Origin of the sequence: Acinetobacter sp. CIP 102136 (assembly GCF_000369685.1) — a bacterium.
GTDB classification, from domain to species: Bacteria; Pseudomonadota; Gammaproteobacteria; order Pseudomonadales; family Moraxellaceae; genus Acinetobacter; species Acinetobacter fasciculus.
In genome coordinates this window covers 44142-66193 of sequence record NZ_KB850147.1, presented here as the reverse complement: position 1 = coordinate 66193, position 22052 = coordinate 44142, and the positions used below count along the sequence as shown (strand labels likewise).

General features: G+C 42.3%; 17 protein-coding genes and 4 pseudogenes. 14 read left to right on the top strand and 7 right to left on the bottom strand.

Annotated features, from left to right (window positions below; genetic code table 11):
* Positions 1 to 29: 29 nt before the first annotated feature.
* The 5 genes from F893_RS16175 (at position 30) to bioD (ending at position 4689) form a co-directional block, all read left to right on the top strand.
* On the top strand, positions 30 to 740 hold the full coding sequence (locus F893_RS16175) for an alpha/beta hydrolase family protein (RefSeq protein WP_004282161.1): 711 nt from the start codon (positions 30 to 32) through the stop codon (positions 738 to 740).
* A gap of 88 nt (positions 741 to 828) precedes the next feature.
* Positions 829 to 2109 carry an adenosylmethionine--8-amino-7-oxononanoate transaminase gene (gene bioA, locus F893_RS16170; protein WP_004282160.1) on the top strand — a complete coding sequence of 427 codons (1281 nt, stop codon included), beginning with the start codon at positions 829 to 831 and terminating at the stop codon, positions 2107 to 2109.
* Positions 2106 to 3275 carry an 8-amino-7-oxononanoate synthase gene (locus tag F893_RS16165; RefSeq protein WP_004282158.1) on the top strand — a complete coding sequence of 390 codons (1170 nt, stop codon included), beginning with the start codon at positions 2106 to 2108 and terminating at the stop codon, positions 3273 to 3275. The genes bioA and F893_RS16165 overlap by 4 nt, the downstream gene beginning before the upstream one ends.
* Positions 3242 to 4027: a malonyl-ACP O-methyltransferase BioC gene (gene bioC, locus F893_RS16160; protein WP_004282156.1), complete on the top strand. Its 786-nt coding sequence runs from the start codon at positions 3242 to 3244 to the stop codon at positions 4025 to 4027. The genes F893_RS16165 and bioC overlap by 34 nt, the downstream gene beginning before the upstream one ends.
* Positions 4024 to 4689 carry a dethiobiotin synthase gene (gene bioD, locus F893_RS16155; protein WP_004282154.1) on the top strand — a complete coding sequence of 222 codons (666 nt, stop codon included), beginning with the start codon at positions 4024 to 4026 and terminating at the stop codon, positions 4687 to 4689. Before bioC ends, bioD begins: the two co-directional genes overlap by 4 nt.
* Positions 4690 to 5110: 421 nt before the next feature.
* Here bioD and F893_RS16150 read toward each other — a convergent pair whose 3' ends face one another.
* Both F893_RS16150 and F893_RS16145 read right to left on the bottom strand, forming a co-directional pair.
* A complete protein-coding gene (locus F893_RS16150; protein WP_004282152.1) occupies positions 5111 to 5452 on the bottom strand; it encodes a histidine kinase dimerization/phospho-acceptor domain-containing protein in 342 nt (113 codons plus the stop codon).
* Positions 5453 to 5641: 189 nt separating this feature from the next.
* On the bottom strand, positions 5642 to 5875 hold the full coding sequence (locus tag F893_RS16145; protein ID WP_225554309.1) for a hypothetical protein: 234 nt from the start codon (positions 5873 to 5875) through the stop codon (positions 5642 to 5644).
* A 288-nt stretch (positions 5876 to 6163) separates the two neighbouring features.
* Here F893_RS16145 and F893_RS18335 point away from each other — a divergent pair, with 288 nt between their 5' ends.
* The 4 genes from F893_RS18335 (at position 6164) to lldD (ending at position 10073) form a co-directional block, all read left to right on the top strand.
* Positions 6164 to 6316 (top strand): hypothetical protein, encoded by a 153-nt coding sequence (locus F893_RS18335; RefSeq protein ID WP_370940781.1) that lies wholly within the window; start codon positions 6164 to 6166, stop codon positions 6314 to 6316.
* A gap of 182 nt (positions 6317 to 6498) precedes the next feature.
* Positions 6499 to 8163 carry an L-lactate permease gene (lldP, locus tag F893_RS16140; RefSeq protein ID WP_004282148.1) on the top strand — a complete coding sequence of 555 codons (1665 nt, stop codon included), beginning with the start codon at positions 6499 to 6501 and terminating at the stop codon, positions 8161 to 8163.
* Between the two features lie 17 nt (positions 8164 to 8180).
* Positions 8181 to 8924, top strand: coding sequence for a transcriptional regulator LldR (gene lldR, locus F893_RS16135; RefSeq protein WP_004282146.1), 744 nt, complete (start codon positions 8181 to 8183; stop codon positions 8922 to 8924).
* Between the two features lie 3 nt (positions 8925 to 8927).
* The gene (gene lldD / locus F893_RS16130; RefSeq protein ID WP_004282143.1) at positions 8928 to 10073 is read left to right on the top strand and encodes an FMN-dependent L-lactate dehydrogenase LldD; all 1146 of its coding nucleotides are present in this window, start codon (positions 8928 to 8930) and stop codon (positions 10071 to 10073) included.
* 353 nt (positions 10074 to 10426) lie between these two features.
* On the opposite strand, the pseudogene F893_RS18005 reads toward lldD, so the two are convergent.
* A pseudogene (locus F893_RS18005) lies at positions 10427 to 10525 on the bottom strand (VF530 family DNA-binding protein); the annotation flags it as partial.
* A 120-nt stretch (positions 10526 to 10645) separates the two neighbouring features.
* Here F893_RS18005 and fruB point away from each other — a divergent pair.
* The 4 genes and pseudogenes from fruB to F893_RS16115 all read left to right on the top strand — a co-directional run.
* Positions 10646 to 11774: pseudogene (fruB, locus tag F893_RS18490) on the top strand (fused PTS fructose transporter subunit IIA/HPr protein); the annotation flags it as partial.
* An 86-nt stretch (positions 11775 to 11860) separates the two neighbouring features.
* Positions 11861 to 13510: pseudogene (gene ptsP, locus F893_RS18485) on the top strand (phosphoenolpyruvate--protein phosphotransferase); the annotation flags it as partial.
* 6 nt (positions 13511 to 13516) lie between these two features.
* Positions 13517 to 14449 (top strand): 1-phosphofructokinase, encoded by a 933-nt coding sequence (gene pfkB, locus F893_RS16120; protein WP_004282140.1) that lies wholly within the window; start codon positions 13517 to 13519, stop codon positions 14447 to 14449.
* A gap of 4 nt (positions 14450 to 14453) precedes the next feature.
* The gene (locus F893_RS16115; RefSeq protein WP_004282137.1) at positions 14454 to 16136 is read left to right on the top strand and encodes a fructose-specific PTS transporter subunit EIIC; all 1683 of its coding nucleotides are present in this window, start codon (positions 14454 to 14456) and stop codon (positions 16134 to 16136) included.
* A gap of 29 nt (positions 16137 to 16165) precedes the next feature.
* Here the strand turns inward: F893_RS16115 and F893_RS16110 are convergent.
* Positions 16166 to 16402, bottom strand: a pseudogene (locus F893_RS16110) (hypothetical protein); the annotation flags it as partial.
* A gap of 247 nt (positions 16403 to 16649) precedes the next feature.
* On the opposite strand from F893_RS16110, the gene F893_RS16105 reads away from it, so the two are divergent.
* On the top strand, positions 16650 to 19997 hold the full coding sequence (locus F893_RS16105) for a DEAD/DEAH box helicase (protein ID WP_004282134.1): 3348 nt from the start codon (positions 16650 to 16652) through the stop codon (positions 19995 to 19997).
* A gap of 18 nt (positions 19998 to 20015) precedes the next feature.
* Here F893_RS16105 and F893_RS16100 read toward each other — a convergent pair whose 3' ends face one another.
* The 3 genes from F893_RS16100 to F893_RS17685 all read right to left on the bottom strand — a co-directional run.
* The gene (locus F893_RS16100) at positions 20016 to 21305 is read right to left on the bottom strand and encodes a type II toxin-antitoxin system HipA family toxin (protein WP_004282132.1); all 1290 of its coding nucleotides are present in this window, start codon (positions 21303 to 21305) and stop codon (positions 20016 to 20018) included.
* Positions 21302 to 21610, bottom strand: coding sequence for a helix-turn-helix transcriptional regulator (locus F893_RS16095; RefSeq protein WP_004282130.1), 309 nt, complete (start codon positions 21608 to 21610; stop codon positions 21302 to 21304). Before F893_RS16095 ends, F893_RS16100 begins: the two co-directional genes overlap by 4 nt.
* Before the next feature lie 142 nt (positions 21611 to 21752).
* Positions 21753 to 22052, bottom strand: a 300-nt coding sequence (locus tag F893_RS17685; protein WP_005253554.1) for an IS5/IS1182 family transposase, incomplete at its 5' end; no start/stop codon positions are given.

Genomic DNA, 22052 nt, shown 5'->3' with positions numbered 1-22052 from the left:
ATTGGTCCCTTTTTATTGGAGCAGACAAAATGAAGATACTGATGATTACGGGTTGGGGGCTAGGAACAGCGGTCTTAACCCCGTTTGTAGAACAGTTACGGCAGCAGCATCAAGTTGAAGTATGGGATATTTTTGATCCTAACGTGGAAAGTATTTTGGCCGAAAAAGTCAGGCAGGCGAGTTCTATTGATGTCTTGATGGGATGGTCTTTGGGTGGACAGTTGGCACTTTTGCTGGCTAATGAAATCCAGCAACAACTGAAAATTGCCAAGCCAGTGATTTGCTGTATGTCAAATCCCTGTTTCGTGGCCAACGAAGCATGGCCACAGGCAATGCCAGTTGAACAATATACACAATTTAAATCCTCCATACTGGCTGATCCAAAACGCGGGATGCAGCGCTTCTGTACCTTGGTCACTTTAGCTGGCGCAGCAGCGCGTGAACGTGCAAAATTATTGCACCAACAGTTAAATAGTATTGATTTAAACTATCAGGTTAAGCATCTTTATCTATTGCAGCAATTAAATCTAGTGGATATCTTAAAAAATCATTCAGTCAAGATGCTATTTATATTTTCCGAGAATGATATGTTGGTTCCTTACAAAGTTAGTCAAGAATCTGTGTTTTTAACAACCCAAAATCTGAATTTGGTAAAAATACAGGGCACGCACGATGCCATCCTTTTTGATACCAAGTTACTCGTTGAGCCAATTTTAAAATTTTTAGCCGATCTGGCTTAAGCAAAAAGAGATTGGTAGCTCTTGACGTTTCATTTTCAGATTTAACGCGCTAAGATCAGTTTTAGTTTTAATAATTGGGGTAAATTCTGTGCAGGACGCTTTTGATCAACAGCATATTTGGCATCCTTATACCTCCATGACACAACCCTTGCCATGTTACAAAGTTAAAGCTGCACATGGTGCAGTCATTGAACTTGAAGATGGTACCGAGCTGATTGATGGCATGTCGTCCTGGTGGTGCACAATTCACGGTTATAATCATTCTGAACTCAATCAGGCCGTAACAAAACAATTAGAGTCGATGTCACATATCATGTTTGGTGGTTTGACTCATCAGCCTGCGATTGATGTGTCTAAACTGCTACTCGAGATCACGGCGCCTGAACTGGATAAAATTTTCTTTGCCGATTCCGGCTCGGTCGCGGTTGAGGTGGCGTTGAAAATGGCTGTGCAATATTGGAATGCACGTCAGCAACCACAAAAAACTAACTTTGTTACCACACGCTCTGGCTATCATGGCGACACCTGGAATGCCATGTCGGTTTGTGATCCTGTAACTGGTATGCATCAAATTTTTGGTTCGAGTTTGCCGAACCGTTTATTTGTTCCGGCACCTCAAAGCCGTTTTGATGGGGCATGGCAACCCGAAGATATACAGCCACTTGAGCGCATACTGGCACTGCAGCATCAGCAGATTGCTGCCATGATCATCGAGCCGATTGTGCAAGGTGCAGGGGGGATGCATTTCTATCATCCAGAATATTTAAAGCAAGCTAAGTTGTTGTGTGAAAAGTACGATGTACTGCTGATTTTAGATGAAATTGCCACCGGTTTTGGCCGCACTGGAAAACTATTTGCTTATGAACACGCTCAGGTCACACCAGACATTATGTGTATCGGTAAGGCATTGACTGGTGGTTATATGACCCTGTCAGCGACCTTAACCACTCGCCATGTAGCAGAGACGATTTCAAGTGGTGAAGCGGGTGTGTTTATGCATGGCCCAACTTTTATGGCTAATCCGTTGGCCTGCGCGGTCGCATTGAAAAGTACCCAGCTGTTACTGGCTCAAGACTGGCAGACGCGTATTCAACAGATTGAAAGTACACTAGGACAATATTTACTGGATTTAAAATCCTTGGCACAAGTCAAAGATGTGCGTGTCCTCGGCGCAATTGGCGTGGTTGAGCTACATCAAACTATTGATTTGGCGCGTTTTCAGGCTGAATGTGTATGCCGTGGCGTCTGGATTCGTCCTTTTGGCCGTCTGGTCTATGTCATGCCGCCATATGTAATTTCAACACAGCAACTTGAAACTTTATTAAAGCATATGCGGGAGATGATTCAGCAGATAGAGGCAGTAGCATGAACCATCTTGAGCATTTCCAGCAGCAGCTAGATGACTTGAAACAGCAAGGGCAATATCGCCAGTTTAAGTCCAATATTTCTAGCCAGCCACGATTGCAACTCAATGGTCAAGAGATGCTGAATTTGGCATCCAACGACTATTTAGGTCTGGCATCCAACTTAACGCTACGTGAGGAATTTTTTGACCTCACGCCCATGTCTGAGCGACATATGAGTTCAAGCTCTTCACGTTTACTGACGGGAAACTTTCCCAATTTTGAACAACTTGAAGCACAGATGTCACAGGCTTTTGGACGTTCAGTACTGCTGTTTAATAGTGGTTATCACATGAATATCGGGATTCTTCCTGCGCTCAGTAATGCTAAAACCATGATCATTGCTGACAAACTGGTACATGCCAGTATTATCGACGGGATTCGTTTATCTAAAGCTGGCTATGTGCGTTACCGCCATAATGACCTGCAGCATTTGACTCAGTTTTTAGAAAAATATCAGTCAGATGAATCTATCCAGCGCATCATTGTGGTAACTGAATCAATTTTCAGTATGGATGGGGATGAAACAAATTTAGCTGCTTTGGTGGCATTAAAACAGCAGTTTGCAAAAGTCATGCTCTATGTCGATGAGGCACATGCAATTGGTGTGCGCGGTGAACGTGGATTGGGCTGCGCAGAACAGTATCAAGTATTGGACCAGATTGATTTCCTGGTCGGTACCTTTGGCAAGGCTTTGGCTTCAGTTGGTGGTTATCTGGTCTGTGCGCCAGTGATTCGTGACTATCTGATTAATAGCATGCGACCTTTAATTTTTAGTACCGCCCAGCCGCCACTATGTATGGCCTGGACTAGATTTATTTTTCAGAAGGTACAGCAGCTTCAGGCGGGACGAGTACATTTGGCAGCATTGGCTGTACGCTGTCAGCAGGGCATTCAAGACTTGGGATATCACTGTCCGTCAACCTCGCAAATTGTGCCGGTACTGATTGGTGAGGCAAAACGCACCATTCAGGCGGCTGAAATTATGCAACAGCAGGGATTTTATGTGCTACCAGTACGTCCGCCAACGGTTCCTGCCAACACCTCCAGACTCAGAATCTGCCTGAATCAGAACATTTCTGCGGATGAGCTGGACGCATGTCTGCAGGTGCTGAGGAATTTGCCGCGATGAACAGCAAACAGATTGCCCAGCGTTTTGCTCAGGCAAATCTCAGTTATGAGCAGCATGCGCTGGTACAAAGTGCCGTAGCGGCAGAGTTGATGCAGTTCATGCAGCAGCATGTAGCACAACCACATTTGCAACGGGTATTGGAAATTGGCTGCGGTTCAGGGTTTTTTACCCGGCTTTTTATGCAGTATTACAGCTTTGATCATTTATTTTTAAATGATCTATATGCCGAAGTGAAGCAGCATTTCCCGGAAGATGATCGGCTTTTGTGGGGGATTGGTAATATTGAAACCTTGCCACTGCCGCAGTCTCTGGACATGGTGCTGTCGTGTTCTGCATTGCAATGGATCTCGGATTTAAAAGCATTGTTGCTCAACATTGCGCAGGCCTTAAATCCCTCTGGGCATCTGTGTTTTGCCAGTTATACGGACAATAATTTAAAGGAAATTAAGGCACTGACCGGACAAGGCTTGGATTATCTGCCTTTAGCGGAGGTCTGTGAACTGCTTGAATCCTTAGGCTTTGACATTCTGCTGCAGACAGAAGAACAGATGACCTTGCATTTTGAGCATCCGAAACAGGTGTTACAGCATATCAAAGCCACTGGTGTACAGGCGACGGCACAGGGGTTTCGGTGGACAAAATCGTCCTTACAGGATTTTTATACCGGCTATCAACAATTCCAAGACCCTGAAAGCAAACAGTATGCACTGACCTATCATCCGGTTTATGTCATTGCACGGAAGACAGCATGAGCGCACAGATTTATTTTGTCAGCGGCATTGATACCGCAATTGGTAAAACCTTTACTACTGGTTTTCTGGCCAAAAATTGGAATGAGCAGGGCATTCGTACCATAACCCAAAAGCTGATCCAGACCGGAAATGTCGATATATCAGAAGATATCGAACAGCATCGTGCAATTATGGGTTGTGGACTGTTACCGGAAGACCAGCAAAAACTGACCATGCCGGAAATTTTTACGTATCCGGCTTCACCGCATCTTGCTGCGCGACTGGATGGGCGAGCCATTAACTTTGAACAGATTCATCAGGCTACCGAACAGCTGGCTGCGGCCTACGACTGTATTTTGCTGGAAGGTGCCGGTGGTCTGATGGTGCCCTTAACCGAAGAGTTCCTGACTATTGATTATATTCAGACACATAATTATCCGGTGATTCTCGTCACTTCAGGGCGTTTAGGCAGTATTAATCATACCTTACTGAGTCTTGAGTTGTTAAAACTCCGCGGGGTTCAATTATATGCCATTGCTTTTAATCATGCAGATAACTCCAAAGATCCCTTGATCGCTGAAGATACCATTGCTTATTTAAAACAGTATTTGCAGCGTGATTTTGCTGATACGACATGGGTTGATATTCCAGCTTTAAATTTAGCCCTGTCTTCTCATAAGTAAGTGATCCGCTTGCAGCGAGGCTGATGTGAATGCTTAAATATTGAGGTTGCGCCACTGTAAATTGAATCTGATAGCCATATTTGTTTAACACCATTTTCATCAAATATAAGTCTAGCCCATGCCCATTTTGCTAGGGAGATTTATGCCAGAAACGCTGTCCCAATTATGCATATCTTCAACCTTTGATTATCATTATGAATGATCAGCACACATGCAGCATAGCAATTGAAATGGTGTTTGCCTGTGCATGCAATAGAGCATTGTTAAGTAGGTTTTTAAAGACGGTATCTAGTTCAAAATCGGGTAGGGCAACTCGGGTCAGGCTCGGTCAGTCAATTGTTAAACTGGGTTCAATTTCCGGATAAAGCGACTGTAAATCGGCAATCACCTGAGTCAGGAGCCGTGGAATTTCAATACTGTACTAGATATCACTCAGTACTTGATCGGTAGATGAAAGTGCTAGAAGCTGTTCCAGTAGCTGGGTACATCGGCGGATACCAAGGTGTACCTGCTGCAAGCTCTGTTGCAATTTGGGCGAGCTTGCCTGTTGTTCTGCCATCAGTTGTGCAAGCTGAATATGAGTTTTGATCGCGGTTAAAGGACTACGCAATTCATGGGCGGCGTATGAACTAAATACTTTTTCATTTTCCGGATTTTGATGCAGTTTATGTATTAAGTGCTTAGAGTTTTGAGCAAAGGACTGTACCTTGGAAGGCATTACTTTGGCATCTAAGGTTTTTAAATAGTGAGTAGCATCATTCACTGATAAATTTGGCTGACTTAAAAGGTTGAAACTTCATCTAAGGCTTTAAGCTCTCGACGAATAATCAAAACGATTAAGTCTATACATAGCAATAAAGACAAAATTATTGGTATTAATACCGATTATAAAATCTTTTTGAGCAATTATCCACGTAGGAACATCCGCTCTGCTACCACCACTTGAATATCCTCACGACGTAACACATAACTGAGCCTCACCTTGTTGCTTTGTACTAAAGCCAACTACTTGGTGGCTTAAATCTTTCGGTGCACCTCGGGTTTTTGCTACCACATGCTGAACGACACTGACGTCAGAGCCAAATAAAGACACTTTATAGGCAATCAACTGCTCTTGATTGGTGGAATGAAGTTGTTGGGCTAGTACATTTTCATCCAAGTTTTGCATCGGCAGTTGTTGAGTCAATCGAGCGACCATTGGATGGCTGAATCAAACCAAATTGATGTATTTCCTTGACTGAGCAAGGCTTTATTGTAGGTAGATCAACTGGTTGTACGATAGATCTTGGGTGCAGACCTCTTCATTTAGAAATTATATTCCCCAAGAAGCTTTCAGTGGTAGGTTTGTGCAACAAAGCCTCTTGCAAATAAAGGCTATCAAGGGATTTATACATTGTATCCAAATAGTTTATGGCCATTAAAAGCAAAAAAGCACTAAAAACCAGATCTCGAGCTAAAACTTTATAACCAAGAAATCAATAAAAGAAGAATTGGGATTGAACAGGTATTTGGAACTTTGAAAACCTTCAAAATCCTTGCCGAGCGATATCGCAACCCTGGCAAAAGACTAGGATTAAGATTTAATTTAATTGTGGGAATCTATAATTTTGAGCTGAGTAAAAAGTGAATTATGAAAGAAATCTAATATATAAAATTTTAAGAGATTATAAAAATTGGTCATACCAAAAAATAAATTAAATCTTTTATATTGTGTTTTTGGGCTAATATTACTAATATCGCCAATACAAAATGCACATTTTATCTCTTAAACTGTTCAATCTAGTAGTTAAGCATTTCAAGGAGTAGACAATGCTTCAACAGTGGCAACAAATTTATGATCCTATAGGCAATATCTGGATTTCGAGTGCTATTGCGCTAGTTCCAATTATTTTCTTTTTTTTAGCGTTAGCTATTTTTCGCATGAAGGGTAGTGTAGCCGCTACAATTACCGTTTTTTTAGCCTTTCTGGTCTCATTATTTTTATACAAAATGCCAATTGGAATGGCATTAGCATCAATGGTCTATGGATTCTTCTACGGCCTGTGGCCAATTGCATGGATTATTATCGGTGCAGTTTTTATATATAAGATTTCAGTAAAAACAGGACAGTTTGATGTTATTCGTTCGTCTATTCTGTCAATTACAGAAGATCAACGTCTGCAAATGCTATTAGTTGGGTTTGCTTTTGGTACGTTTTTAGAAGGTGCGGCAGGTTTTGGTGCGCCCGTCGCAATTACTGCGGCACTGTTGGTGGGACTCGGCTTTAAGCCTTTATATGCGGCTGGGCTATGCCTGATAGTTAATACTGCACCTGTTGCTTTTGGTGCAATGGGAATTCCGATCATTGTCGCTGGGCAGGTTTCAGGTGTTGACACCATGGAAATCAGTCAAATGGTTGGTCGTCAGTTACCCTTTATGGTGCCAATTGTATTGATCTGGATCATGGCAATCATGGATGGTTGGCGTGGGGTTAAAGAAACTTGGCCTGCTATTTTAGTTGCCAGCTTATCTTTTTCTTTAGCGCAATATCTAACATCAAATTTTGTTGGGCCTGAGTTACCCGATATCACTGCTGCAATTGCATCATTAATCAGTTTAACTATCTTACTTAAGTATTGGAAACCAAAACATATTTTTCTTTTTGAGGACAAAAATATACAGGTAGATGAAACTATTATCAAGCAAGCTCGTAAACAATATAGTGTGGCACAGATAGCCAAAGCCTGGTCTCCATTTCTGATACTTACAGCAATGGTGACGATCTGGAGCATCAAACCTTTTAAAGATTTATTTGTTAAGGACGGCCCATTAAGTGATTTAGTAGTTTCAATTAAAGTGCCGTATTTGCATCAATTGATTCAAAAGCTACCACCTGTCGTGCCTGAAATTAAAGATTATGATGCGATTTATAAGTTTGATTGGTTATCAGCAACGGGTACGGCGATTATATTGGCGGCATTGATCACGATTATTTATTTAAACATGAAACCTAAAGAGGCAGTTTCGACATTCTTTGAAACCGTGAATGAACTAAAAACCCCAATTTATTCGATTGGTATGGTACTGGCTTTTGCGTTCATTGCAAACTATTCAGGTCTGTCAGCAACGCTTGCTTTAGCACTGGCACATACGGGTCAGGCTTTCACCTTCTTCTCACCATTCTTGGGTTGGGTTGGAGTGTTTCTTACAGGTTCAGATACTTCAGCTAACGCATTGTTTTCAGCGTTACAAGCAACTACAGCACAGCAAATCGGTGTGCCTGAAGTCTTGTTAGTTGCTGCCAATACCAGTGGTGGAGTAACAGGTAAGATGATTTCCCCTCAATCAATCGCGATTGCTTGTGCAGCAGTGGGTTTAGTTGGTAAAGAATCTGATTTATTTAGATTTACAGTAAAACACAGCATTATCTTTACGGTGATGATTGGTATTATTGTGACCTTACAAGCTTATGTTTTCCCGTGGATGATTCCGTAAACGGGTCAAGGAAAAAAATGAAAGTCTCCGACAAAGTGGTACAGCGTTTACGTCTGTTGATTGAAAAAAATAATGTGCAAGTCGGAGAGCGATTGCCTGCTGAACGCCAACTCTGTGAACAGTTAGGTGTGTCTCGTAGCTCTTTACGTGAGGCGATTCAACAACTGATTACCGCAGGGATTATTCAGAGCAAAGCGGGTGCAGGCACCTATTTAAAGCAGTTGCCTGCACATTGGTCACAGTATCAAATCGTTGAGCCATTATCCGGTTTGATGGATCAGGATCCTGAATATCGTTTTGATGTACAAGAAGCTCGTATGGTGCTTGAAGGTGGTACAGCATGGTATGCCGCACAACGTGCCACACCCAGTGATTTGATCAATATTCGTCAATGTTTTGAGCAGATTAGCCATTTTCAGGCTTTAGGTGATGATGCCCACGCAGCAATAGCGGATGCGAATTTTCATCTGGCGATTGCAGAAGCATCCCACAATCTAGTGCTGATCCAAATGATGCGTAGTTTGTTTGATTTATTGCAAGACAACGTGATGTTAGGGCGACGTAAAGTTTACACCACACCACAACATTTTGAACAATTGCATGACCAGCATTTTGAGGTGATGGACGCAATTGAACGTCAAGACTCAGAGACTGCACGTAAGGCAGCTTGTGGGCATATTGAATTTGTTGTTCAACGCGTACGTATGATCGATGAAGAAGAAGCTCGTCGTCAACGTTCGAGTCGATTAAATAGGACATAAGTTATGATTATTTCTTCTGCAAATGACTATCGTGAAGCTGCGAAACGTCGTTTACCGCCATTTTTATTTGAATACATCGATGGTGGTGCCTATGCGGAATATACTTTAAAGCGTAATGTAGACGATTTATCAAAAATCGCTTTACGTCAACGTGTGTTAAATGACATGTCTGAGCTGAGCTTAGAAACGCAATTGTTTGGTGAAAATTTGGCGTTGCCAGTGGCATTGTCACCTGTAGGTCTAACGGGTATGTATGCGCGTCGTGGTGAAGTTCAAGCCGCGGTTGCCGCAGATAAAAAGGGCATTCCATTTACCTTATCAACAGTTTCAGTTTGTCCAATTGAAGAAGTGGCACCTGCGATTCAACGTCCGATGTGGTTTCAACTGTATGTACTACGTGACCGTGGTTTTATGAAAAATGCCTTGGAACGTGCTAAAGCCGCAGGCTGTTCTACCTTAGTATTCACAGTCGATATGCCTGTTCCAGGTGCGCGTTATCGTGATGCACATTCAGGAATGAGTGGTAAAAATGCTGCAATACGTCGTTATATGCAATCGTGTATGCACCCACACTGGGCTTGGAATGTCGGTTTATTGGGTCGTCCGCATGATTTGGGTAACATTTCCAAATATTTAGGTAAGCCGACAGGTCTGGAAGATTATATCGGTTGGCTGGGAAATAACTTTGACCCTTCAATTTCTTGGAAAGATCTTGAGTGGATTCGTGATTATTGGGAGGGTCCCATGGTTATTAAGGGGATTTTAGATCCTGAGGATGCCAAGGATGCGGTACGTTTCGGAGCAGATGGAATTGTGGTCTCCAATCACGGTGGTCGTCAGCTTGATGGTGTTTTGTCTTCTGCGCGTGCGCTTCCTTCAATTGCAAGTGCGGTCAAAGGTGACATCAAAATTTTAGCAGATTCAGGGATTCGTAACGGTCTTGATGTGGTACGTATGTTGGCTATGGGTGCAGATATTTGCATGCTTGGTCGTGCATTTGTATACGCACTTGGTGCTGCCGGCGGTTCTGGGGTAAGTAATTTACTAGATTTGATTGAGAAAGAAATGCGTGTGGCAATGACATTGACTGGTGCAAGAACCATTGCAGATATTACATCGGATTGCCTGGTCAAGCTAGAGAAAGAGTAAGCGATTTAATTACTCACATTACTAAGGCTTTGCCAACTTTCCTTTGAAAAAAGAGATTTTTATCTGAATAATTTGGGTAAACAAAGCTTCCTTTTGAAAAAAACCAACCTTGGCAAGAGTCACCGACATAAAATACACTAAATAACATAATTGGTACGTTAATAAACTCTATATATAACAGTTATATAGAGTTTTTATTTTGTGTGACGTAATTTAAGGTGGGGTCGGATACTTTGATTTTTGGTCACTAATTTATTGTGATAATCAACAATAATAACCAACATACATATGCTTAATCTAAGGGTATTTTACTGACTGGTATAATTTTATGATGAGAGGGGTGTTGCCTGAGGTTACGGTTTCTGTTTGGCCTTTTGGCGTAAGACGTACAAATATAAGCTTTCTACTTTTTCACGTGCCCATGGTGTGGTACGCAAGAATCGTAATGATGATCATGAAGATAAAATCAAAAAATACAGATTTTTGTGTAAATCCTGAGTAGAATTCGACTTTTATTTTTTCTCCAGTAAAAAGGCATAGCTTTTCACTATGCTATTTTGCAAGGACGCTTTATGCTCGCGCTAGATATACAACATATTCGAATGAAACAACACGCCACTGATAAAGCACAAGCTTTGCAATGTCTAGTCGATATCTTGGTCAAAGACCAGTTGGTTACACCTGATTATATTCATGGGTTGACCGGGCGCGAACAACAAAGTGCAACGTATTTAGGGCAAGGAATTGCCATTCCGCATGGGACGCCTCAGTCTCGCCAATATATTTTAAAAACTGGTATTCGTCTGGCGCACTTTCCTGAAGGAGTTGTTTGGGACGGTGAAAATAAAATTTATTTAGCAGTAGTGATTGCTGCGAAATCAGATGAGCATTTGCAAGTCTTACAAATTTTGACGCGGGCTTTAATTAATGATGTCGCTGATCAAGTGAAACAGGCTCAATCCGCAGAGCAAATTATTGCATTATTACAAGCCCAACCTGCATCTTTGGCATTGCATGAAAATTTAATCGCCACTCAAGTTCCCGCACTTGATGTAGAAGATTTAATTTGGCACGCAACACAGTTGCTGAAACAGCAAAAAATGGTGGAGTGTGGTTTTCTGTCGGGTTTAAATCTAAACAGCATGATTCATTTAGGGGAGGGGGTCTGGTCGATCACTTCTAACCAGCATGTTTTGAGCCCAGCTGTAAGTTTGGTAAAAGCGGAACAGGTTTTAAGCCATCAGCAGGAAATGCTCAAGACTTTGGTGTGTATTGCCAGTAATGAGCAACTGGATATGCAACGGTTTCAACGGTTAATGGATATTTTGTTTGATACTGAACAAGTTCATACCCTCAACCAAGAGCAAGATAGTCACCAGTTGGCGCAGTTAATTGGTGCTGAACTGATTCCTGATTGGCCATCTCGTCGTATTGTCTTAGCTAATGCTCATGGTCTACATGCGCGTCCCGCGACACACTTGGTCAATATGACTAAGAAATTTGCAGGGGATGTTCTCGTTGCTGTAGATGAGGGGGCTTACGTTTCGGCAAAAAGTTTAACCAAATTATTAGCCATGGGATGTCGTCGTGGTCAAACTCTGACTTTTATTGCACAACCCGATACCGATGCTGTAGCAGGCTTAGAACAGATTATTGATGCAGTTAAACAGGGCTTAGGAGAAGAGGTTGAAGCTGTTGATTTTGTATCTCATCAGCACAGCAATAGTGACCCAGTCGTAAATACTTTGGAATTAATGCCTTTTGAATCACATGGCGATACGGGTAGCTGCGGTATTGCGGCATCAACTGGCCTTGCTTTTGGTCCTGCTCATGTGGTGAAGCCACGCGAATTTAGTTATGAACGTCGCGGACAGAGTTTTAAAGCTGAGAATGAAAAGCTTGAAATTGCGCTTCATCAGGTGAAAAATAGCTTACGTCAATTCATTGCACATACTGAATCTACTGCCATTAAGCAGATATTCATGGCACATTTGGAAATGCTGGATGATCCAGACCTCCTCCAAAGTGTACAACGCGGTTTAAAACAGGGGTTGTCTGCTGCTGCAGCTTGGCATGATCATATTGAAGTGGCTGCTACCGCACAGGCTGCACTTAGCGATCGTTTACTTGCAGAGCGTGCGGCTGATTTAAGGGATATTGGTGAGCGAGTTTTGGCTGTTTTGTGCGGTGTGGCCGATGTCACAGAACCCGAGCAACCTTATATCTTAATTATGCATGATGTTGGCCCGAGTGATGTAGCGCGTCTGAATAAAGATCGTGTTGCAGGCATTTTGACCGCGGTTGGTGGAGCGAGTGCCCATAGTGCTATTGTGGCACGTGCTCTGGCTATTCCAGCAGTCGTAGGTGCAGGTGTAGCTGTTTTAAATATTGAGAACCATGCCACCGTGCTAATTAATGGGGATACTGGGGAGTATGTGGTCTCACCCGAGCAAAATCAGATTGATCATGCCATTGCAGAGCGCCAACGCCAGCGTGAGTTGCGAGAACAAGCGGAACAGCATTGTTTAGAACCTGCCATCACACTGGATCAACATCAAGTTGAAATCGCAGCCAATATTGGCAAAGTGGGCGCTACGATACAGGCTGTGGCCGATGGGGCAGAAGCAATTGGTTTGCTACGCACAGAATTGGTCTTTATGTCACACAGCAGTGCGCCTGATGAGGCTACACAGGAAGCCGATTATCGGGTGGTGTTAGATGCTTTGGCAGGTCGTCCATTGGTGGTACGTACACTTGATGTGGGCGGGGACAAACCTTTGCCGTATTTGCCTATTGAAAAGGAAGAAAATCCATTCTTGGGCTTACGTGGTATTCGTCTGACTTTACGTAAGCCAGAGTTGTTACGTCAGCAATTGGTTGCTTTACTTAAAGCAGCGGATAATCGCCCATTAAGAATTATGTTTCCGATGATTGGGCGGGTTGAAGAATGGCGAGCAGCAAAAGCAATTTTGGATGAGGTTCGCATACAGCATCCATGTGAAAACTTACAAGTCGGTATTATGATTGAGGTTCCTGCGGCAGCATTGTTGGCTCCAATTCTTGCTCAAGAAGTTGATTTTTTTAGTATTGGAACCAATGACTTGACTCAATATACTCTGGCGATTGACCGTGGTCATCCACTGTTGTCTGCTGAAGCTGATGGCTTACATCCGAGTATTTTGCTATTGATTGATCAAACTGTTCGGGCAGCACATCAGCATGGTAAATGGGTGGGCATTTGTGGTGAATTGGCTGCTGATCCAAAAGCTGTGCCTGTATTGATAGGCTTGGGCGTGGATGAGTTGAGTATGTCGAGTACCAGTATTCCATTGGTGAAGGCGCAAATTCGTGGTTTGAACTATATAAATTGCAAACAGGTCGCACAGCAAGCCTTAAGTTGTGACAGTGCGTCTGCCGTACGTGCATTGGTGGAGTAATTACGAATGGCTAAGATATTAAGCATTACTCTGAATCCTGCAATTGACCTCACCGTGCAATTGGATCAACTAAAAGTTGGCGAGGTCAATCGTCAGTTAACGGCCCAAAGCCATGCAGCAGGTAAAGGCTTAAACGTGGCACAGGTCCTTAAGGATTTGGGACATGAACTGATTGTGAGTGGCTTTTTGGGGCAAGAAAACCGTCAAATTTTTGACCATCATATCCAGCAAGAGCAATTTGATAACCAATTTATTTATGTTGCAGGTGAAACACGACAAAACATTAAAGTTGCAGAAGCTTCTGGTCAGATGACTGACATCAATGGCAAGGGCTTTTTTGTAGATACCTCAGCAAAACAACAACTATGTGAACGTTTATCTCAACTGATTTTAGAGGTTGATGTGATTGTGATTGCTGGCAGTTTGCCACAAGGGTTTTCTGCAGAAGAGCTTTCGACACTGATTTTATGGTTACAGTCTGCGGGTAAAAAAGTCGCAGTAGATACCAGTGGTGTTGCGTTGAAAGCAGCAATTGCTGCCCATCCTTGGTTGATTAAGCCTAATACAGATGAGTTGACGGAAACTTACCATTTGCCAGCAGAAACGTTTGCAGAACAGCAGCATCTTTTTGCCAGTTTAAATAGTCAGATCGAACATATTGTGGTCTCGATGGGTGAAAACGGGGTGAACTGGCTTCACCGCACGCACCCCCTGCATGCTACTGCACCGAAGGTCACCGTCCAAAGTACTGTGGGTGCGGGAGATTCTTTGCTGGCAGGTATGATTCATGGGTTGTTGAGTTCAACTTCCCCAGAAGAAACATTGAAAACAGCAACCGCAATTGCGAGCAATGCTGTGACCCAAATTGGGTTTGCCCTTCCAGACTTTGCTGTTATTGAAGATTTGAAATCGCAAATCTCAGTCCAATCATTGAGTTAATACGATGCCAGAGATAAAACATATTTTATTTGTGCCACATAGTCCCGAGCAGCCGATTAATGCAGTGATTTTGTCCAAAAAACTGTCCAAAGCAGCGACAGCACTTGGTATTTCCAATAATGTGGCGACATCAGTCGAGCATCTCGATTTATCAAATGTTATTGATACGGTTGTTTTTGTAGGACAGAAGTCGGCAGAAGCGGATCAACTGCGTGACAAGGTTGTGAAAGTCATTGGTTTGAATAACGCACAACACGATGCGATCATGCTTTTGCAACAAGTTCTTGAGCATTCAGATGCTTTAGATGAAACTATTGCAGCCAATGTAGGGGTTACACGGTTTGTCGCCATTACAGCATGTCCAACTGGTGTTGCGCATACGTTTATGGCGGCCGAAGCCTTACAACAAGGTGCAGTAAAGTACGGTTATCAGATTGATGTTGAAACCCAAGGATCGGTTGGGGCTAAAAATGTTTTATCGGCAGAAAGTATTGCCAAAGCAGATGTCGTGATCTTAGCAACGGATATTGAGGTCAATACAGATCGCTTTGTAGGCAAACGTGTATATCGCTGCAGTACAGGATTTGCTCTTAAGCAAACGGATAAGACTTTTGCAAATGCAATTGCTGAAGCCAAAGTGCTTGAAACGGGTAAGCAAACAGCCACTAAGACAGAAAATGAAAACAAAGAAAAAACTGGAATTTATAAACACCTTTTAACAGGGGTGTCTTTCATGCTGCCGATGGTGGTGGCGGGCGGTTTGATCATTGCCATCTCGTTTATGTTTGGCCTCAACCCTGTTGAAGGAAGCTTTGCCGCATCCTTAAAGCAAATAGGTGCTGCAGCATTTACTCTTATGGTACCTATGCTGGCAGGTTACATTGCTTATTCTATTGCGGATCGTCCGGGTTTAACTCCAGGTTTGATTGGCGGTTTACTTGCAACACAATTAGAGGCAGGCTTTCTCGGTGGATTAGTTGCAGGTTTTATTGCAGGTTATATTGCGTTATTTTTATCGAAACAGCTTAAACTCCCAAGTAGCCTAGAAGCATTAAAACCAATTTTGATTATTCCACTATTAGCGAGTTTAGCTGTTGGTTTAATCATGATTTATGTGGTTGGACAGCCTGTTGCACAATTGTTTGAATTACTCACACACTTCCTTGCCAATATGGGGACGACCAATGCCATGATCATGGGGATTATCCTTGGGAGTATGATGTGTATTGATGTTGGGGGGCCAATAAATAAAGCGGCTTATGCCTTTACGGTGGGCTTACTTACGTCACAAACATACGGACCGATGGCGATTACCATGGCTGCGGGTATGGTACCGCCATTGGGTATGGCAATTGCAACTTTTCTGGCAAAGCATAAATTTGCCAAACCTGAGCAAGATGCAGGGAAGGCTGCTGTAGTTCTGGGCCTATGTTTCATTTCGGAAGGGGCTATTCCGTTTGCTGCCAAAGACCCGATTCGAGTGCTTCCATGCGCGATCGCAGGTGGTGCTGTAACTGGGGCTTTGGTTGCATTATTTAAATGTGAACTAGTCACTCCTCATGGCGGTGTAATGGTACTGATCATTCCGAATGCGATGAATTATCCATTAAAATATTTATTGGCGATTGCGATTGGAAGTGTGGTGACTGGTGTAGCTTATGCCGTGATAAAACAACGGTTAGAGTAAGCCCTTCATAGAAGCTTTGTGAAGGCTATTTAGTGCAATAAATGAATATTATACTCAATCCTATTTTGGATCAGTTGGAGAGTCTCTGCTTGAATTTGTCCAGGTAATAGGTCATGAGCGATATTGCTGAATCGGATTGCAACCTTACAAATCGAGCCAATAATTTCATCGACTTCTTGGACACAAAGTTCCGCTTCCTGAGTACCAAGTTTCACAAGAGCTTGTCGAGGAATATTCAGTGCCTCACCCATGATATCCATTTGATGTGCAGGAAAGTTCTAAACCTTTACTGATCGCTTCTGCACTGTATTCAAAGGCGATTAATGGCCGACCTGTGATTGCGGTTGAGGAGACCAATGTACCCCAAAGCCAATATTCACCCCATCCATTGTAGTAAACATTAAGTTTTTGAGCATGGATTTATTTCCTTTTGATACGTTGGCGAGCACTACTGTTCTGAAATGACAGCTTTGTCCGTTATAATTGTATAAACATTTTTGGTTTCTGGTAATTATGTCCTCATTGATCAATTTTCTATCTCGCTTTAGTACTGCAACTCTTCAGCGCAGTCTGAGCTATGCTAAACACATTGATAGAGAAACAATTGAGTTCTTTGAAGAAAATGATGATGTCACGATGTATGCTCAAATTGAAGGGACAGATTATTACGATACCGCGATTACCTATAATCTTAAAAAAGACCGTTTAATCGATGACGACTGCACTTGTCCGGTTGGATATAACTGTAAACATGCTGCTGCTTTAGCGCGATTATTCTTTCAAGAATATCGTCAGGAATTTCAACAGCGTTATGCTGAATCTCAATCCTCGCAGGGAATCGCAAAACGCCAACGGGGGGATGATCAGGCGCAGCGCTGGTTGAATGATTTTAAACGGTATTTACAACAGACTGAACCAGAGCAATCTGTCAAAACAAACAATTATTTAATTTACCTGCTAGATCAGTCTGTCAGCTTAAAGAAATTGACAGTTGATGTTCAGAAGGCCAGACGCAATAAAAACGGCTCAATTGCGGGGGAAAGTTATTATACCCAATATGAAAATATCACCAGAAAGCATCTGACTTTACCTGAACAAAAACGACAATTATTTAACCAGATTTATTATTATGCCAAAATAAACAGTGACGAACGCTTTTATCAAAGCAATCTTGATATCTCCAGAATTTTATTGGAACATTTCAAATCTTTTATTCAAAGTGGCGATGTGTACTGGCAAAAAAAGAGCCATACTGCACTTCAATGGTCAGAACAAGGCTATCACATCGAACTGATCTGGCAACAAGGTGTAAACAAACAGACAGAGCATTTAAACATTGAATTGGTCAATGGTGATATTCGACTCGATTTGAAATCAAATCCACATATTCAGATTCTCGCGAGCCATCCCCCATGTTATGTGGATATTCAACAGAACACGGTGGGCCAGTTATATGGTGAATATACGGCAAATCTTCTGTACCATTTTTTACAGATGCCTGATCTTCCATCTATGCTCTTGCCAGAGTTTGAGAAACTGACTCATCAATATTCAGACGTGAAAAATCTGCCTCAGCCCGAGTCTATTCAGCATATTGATGTCCTTGAGGGAAGTCCCCAGCCAATTTTACGCTTCGGTGTTTTAGATAAATTTGATTGGAAATGGGAAGAGTCTGTTTGTGCCGAAATTGAATTCTCCTATGTAGGCGGACGAATAAAAGCAGGTACATCAGGTGACAGTTTTATTGGTGAGCAGCATGGCAAAATGGTGCGACAGCTTCGGGACTTAGTTCAGGAACAACAGTCAATCCAGCGTTTACAGCTATTGGTCGAATCACTGAAGTGGGTGAAAGATCTTAATTATTACCAGCAATTAAAACTGGATAAACAACGTCTTGATTCTATAGTTTTTGCGTTCTATGGAGACTGGATCAAACAGCTGATGCCCATCAATCAAATTGAATTGATTGGATGGCAGATAGAGCATCTGGAACACAGCCCATTTAAGCTGCAATATGTTGAAAATTTAAATATTTCCATCACTGAATCTGAAAGCCAACAAGACTGGTTCAATATCGGGGCGACCGTTCAGGACAGTGCAGGCAATAGCTATGATTTACTCGATGCACTTGTGGCTTTGGTGAAAGAACAGCCTGATTTACTTGATCCACGGATTTTTGGTCATCTGAATGACAGTCAAATTTTCACCCTGAAAACTGCAGCGGATCAACCAGATTTGGCTTTATCCGCAAAGGACATTAAGCCGGTATTGTTGCATCTGCAGAGCATTTTACAGCAAGAAGAGCGTAGCATAGATCGCTATGATGCGAGTCAACTATTAGAATTACAGCATCATCTGGGGATGGTGTGGCAGGTCAGTAATCGCCTGCAGCAATTTGCGCAGAAATTCAAACAAGGCTATCAGCAACAACTGCCGACACCACAAGGTTTTCAGGGGGAATTACGTCCATACCAGCAGCAGGGCCTAGGCTGGTTACAGTTTTTAAGGGAAACCCAGCATGGCGGGATTCTGGCGGATGATATGGGTTTGGGTAAAACAGCACAAACTTTAGCCCACTTACTCATGGAAAAGCAGGCTGGTCATTTGCAGGACAGACCCGCCTTAATTGTTGCACCCACATCGCTGATGCATAACTGGTTCAAAGAAGCGGAAAAATTTACCCCTGAGCTCAAGGTACTGCTGCTACAAGGCCCCGACCGCCATCAGTATTTTGAGCAGATTTCACACTATGACATTGTGTTAACCACCTACCCGCTCTTGGCGAGAGATGAAGAGCAACTGAAGCAATATGAATATCATCAACTCATTCTGGATGAAGCGCAGAATATTAAAAATCCGCGTGCCAAAGCTGCACAGGTAGTACGGCAATTAACAGCGCGACATCGTCTATGTCTAACTGGTACACCTATGGAAAATCATTTGGGTGAGCTGTGGGCACTATTTTATTTTCTAATGCCAGGATTTTTATATTCACAAGAAATCTTTAATAAAAAGTACCGCTATCCTATTGAAAAACGCGGCGATCAGCAGTTAAGGCAAAAGTTGGTAAACCGCATTAAACCCTTTATTTTACGTCGCTTGAAAACTGACGTTGCCAAGGAATTGCCTGAAAAAACCACGATTGAAGTCAATATTGACATGAATGAGCAGCAATCCAAGCTATATGAGGCTGTTCGCGCCACGATGCAGGCAAATATTCAGAAAATTGTGGCAGAAAAAGGCTTTAAGCGTAGTCAAATCCAAATTTTAGATGCCTTGCTGAAGCTGCGTCAGGTCTGTTGTCATCCTAGCTTGCTGAAACTGGATTCAGTTAAAACCGGGCAGGCGTATTCTGCCAAACTTGAACAGTTGATGGATATGGTTGTTCCAATGGTGGAAGAGGGACGAAAAATTCTTATTTTCTCTCAGTTTACCTCAATGTTGGAACTGATTGAACAACAGCTCTATCACGCAGAAATTGGCTATGTGAAGCTGACTGGAAAGACCAAAAAGCGAGATGAAGTCATTACAGCATTTCAGTCTGGACAAGTGCCGGTATTTTTAATCAGTCTGAAAGCAGGAGGGGTCGGTCTGAATCTAACTGCCGCAGATACGGTCATTCACTATGATCCATGGTGGAACCCTGCTGCTGAAGATCAAGCTTCAGATCGTGCATGGCGGATTGGACAGGACAAGCCGGTATTTGTGTATAAGCTGATTACCAATAAAAGCATAGAAGAAAAAATTATTGCCTTGCAGCAGAATAAAGCAGAACTGGCACAGTCTATTCTAAGCACAGATCATGAGGGAGAAGCGAAACTGACGGAAAATGATGTGATGAAATTGTTTGAGAAATTTTAGCTTGGTTACAGGTTTCCTCTAATCATCTGTAAGTATCTGAAAGTCTGGATGCAATTTTTTCCAATGTTCTCTTAATTTTTCTTTATGAACAGAAATCATAGGTAAGTCTAGTAATAGCGCTGGCCATACTGACCGTGCTTTGTCCATAATGGCGTGAAGTTGTTTTTCAATAACACGCCATGGAACACCGACTTTTTCAGCCCATTGTTCAAAGTGTTTCATCTCAGCTAAATACCAATCTTTATTTTTGGCAAGATTCAATGCGAAATGAAGCTCATTTTCAATATATACACTAGTCATCAATATATCGTATGCGGGAGATAATCTTGGTGTTCTTTTGTCCTGATAAATCATACTCCAGTTTTTTAAGTGTGCATCTCCATTGGCGAGCAAAATGTTGACAAGTAAGCGGCTGGCAAATTGCTGAATATCAAGAATTTTGTTATCTGAAAATTGATAAATGATCTTTCCTATCTGCTCATAATTTGTGGTGCTGTATTTCTGCTGTGGATATGCACCGAAGATCTGAGCAAAGTCTTCGATGTGAATAAGCTCTGTAGTATCAGCAGTACTCTGTCTATCAAATCTTTTGATTGCAAAAGCATATTGCTCTTGGGGTAAATTTAATGGTGGAAGGTTTTGTAAGAGTGCCATATCCACCAAGCGAATCTCAGGGACATCTATTCCGACCATTTTGGCAAGGCTCATCATAGAATATTCATTTAGCGGAACAAAAGCATGTCTGGAAGAAGGAGTTTTGATAATCCAGTCCCCGAGTAGAGACGATTCCGTTGCCTGGACTAGTGTAAAACGCCCATCTTTGGCTTTCATGGAAAACTTCATTTGGACGCCGGCCAAGGAAAACTTATTATCTGTTCGAATCTCTTGCTTTAAGATCTGATCTGGATTAGAGATCTGCAGTTTGAATTTTATTTCATCTGGAATTTCTTCTGGATCTAATGGAGTCGCAATGAGTGCTCCAGGTAAATCATGACCTAAAGCTGCCAATAACTGAAATTCATTGTCTATATGTACTTTGAGGCTTTGTGCAATCAGTTCGCGTAATGCACCTTCTGGTAGCAAGTTTGATAGCAAGGGATGTAAACGCTGATGTGTAACATAGGTCTTTTCTAAAATTTTATCCACTTGAGGATACAAGGGGGAAGTCAGCAGGCTCAAGGTCGGGCGTTGCTGATCAGAGCGGAAAGAATCTGTAAAAACCAGAATATTTTTTCCGCTCTGAAATCCTGCCAAGTATCCAACGATACCGTGATGTAATGTTAATTTCAGGACGGCAACAGTATTCATGGTTCCTCTCCTCCGAGAAGACCCTTCCATGGGTTAGTCATTAAGTCATCCTGATCTTCAATAGTGACTTTAATTTCATCATTCAATAATTGTCTGATCAAATGAACCTTATCATCAGGGATGAGCATCAGTTGAGCATTTAATCCTGCCGCTATAATTTCTAAGGTCTCTAATCGAGGGTTGCCCTGACTTTCCAGTTTTTGGTACTGCTGTCTTGAAATGCCTGTACGGGATTGCATATCAACTTGCTTTAAGCCCAATTGGGTTCGTCTTTTTTTGATTTGCTGAAGTAAAGACTTATTCATTGTAGATGCATTTATTGCTTTTAGGTTCTGTAAGAAACATATTAGTTTCTTTTTTTTTGAAAAGCAATTTATGACTTTATCATTTCGATCGGCTTTGTTGCACAAAGATTTGAAATGCAAAGCGCCCCTAATTGAGCCAAATTTAAGGCGTAACTTGGGTAAGTGGTCGACCTAATTCCGTAAATCTGTTAAGGACTGCTACACGTGCATGGATCTCATTCACTTGGCTATCAAAACTCCTTGCACTGATTTTATCTCCTAATAATTTGATGCAATGCATCTTAGTTTCAACCAAACTTCGCCGATGATAGCCTGACCATTTTTTCCATAGTGTCCTGCCTAAACGCTTAACTGTTCGAAGTAATTCATTTCGCTCTAGCGAGCTACTCTTTGTATCTTTCCATGGTTTCGCATTTTTTCTAGGTGGAATCACCGCATGCCC

Bases quoted from the DNA above. Each gene is read 5' to 3' on its own strand.
- F893_RS16175 (WP_004282161.1), top strand. From the start codon at position 30: ATGAAGATACTGATGATTACGGGTTGGGGGCTAGGAACAGCGGTCTTA.
- F893_RS16165 (WP_004282158.1), top strand. From the start codon at position 2,106: ATGAACCATCTTGAGCATTTCCAGCAGCAGCTAGATGACTTGAAACAG.
- bioC (WP_004282156.1), top strand. From the start codon at position 3,242: ATGTCTGCAGGTGCTGAGGAATTTGCCGCGATGAACAGCAAACAGATT.
- bioD (WP_004282154.1), top strand. From the start codon at position 4,024: ATGAGCGCACAGATTTATTTTGTCAGCGGCATTGATACCGCAATTGGT.
- lldP (WP_004282148.1), top strand. From the start codon at position 6,499: ATGCTTCAACAGTGGCAACAAATTTATGATCCTATAGGCAATATCTGG.
- lldR (WP_004282146.1), top strand. From the start codon at position 8,181: ATGAAAGTCTCCGACAAAGTGGTACAGCGTTTACGTCTGTTGATTGAA.
- lldD (WP_004282143.1), top strand. From the start codon at position 8,928: ATGATTATTTCTTCTGCAAATGACTATCGTGAAGCTGCGAAACGTCGT.
- pfkB (WP_004282140.1), top strand. From the start codon at position 13,517: ATGGCTAAGATATTAAGCATTACTCTGAATCCTGCAATTGACCTCACC.
- F893_RS16115 (WP_004282137.1), top strand. From the start codon at position 14,454: ATGCCAGAGATAAAACATATTTTATTTGTGCCACATAGTCCCGAGCAG.
- F893_RS16105 (WP_004282134.1), top strand. From the start codon at position 16,650: ATGTCCTCATTGATCAATTTTCTATCTCGCTTTAGTACTGCAACTCTT.
- F893_RS16100 (WP_004282132.1), bottom strand. From the start codon at position 21,305: ATGAATACTGTTGCCGTCCTGAAATTAACATTACATCACGGTATCGTT.
- F893_RS16095 (WP_004282130.1), bottom strand. From the start codon at position 21,610: ATGAATAAGTCTTTACTTCAGCAAATCAAAAAAAGACGAACCCAATTG.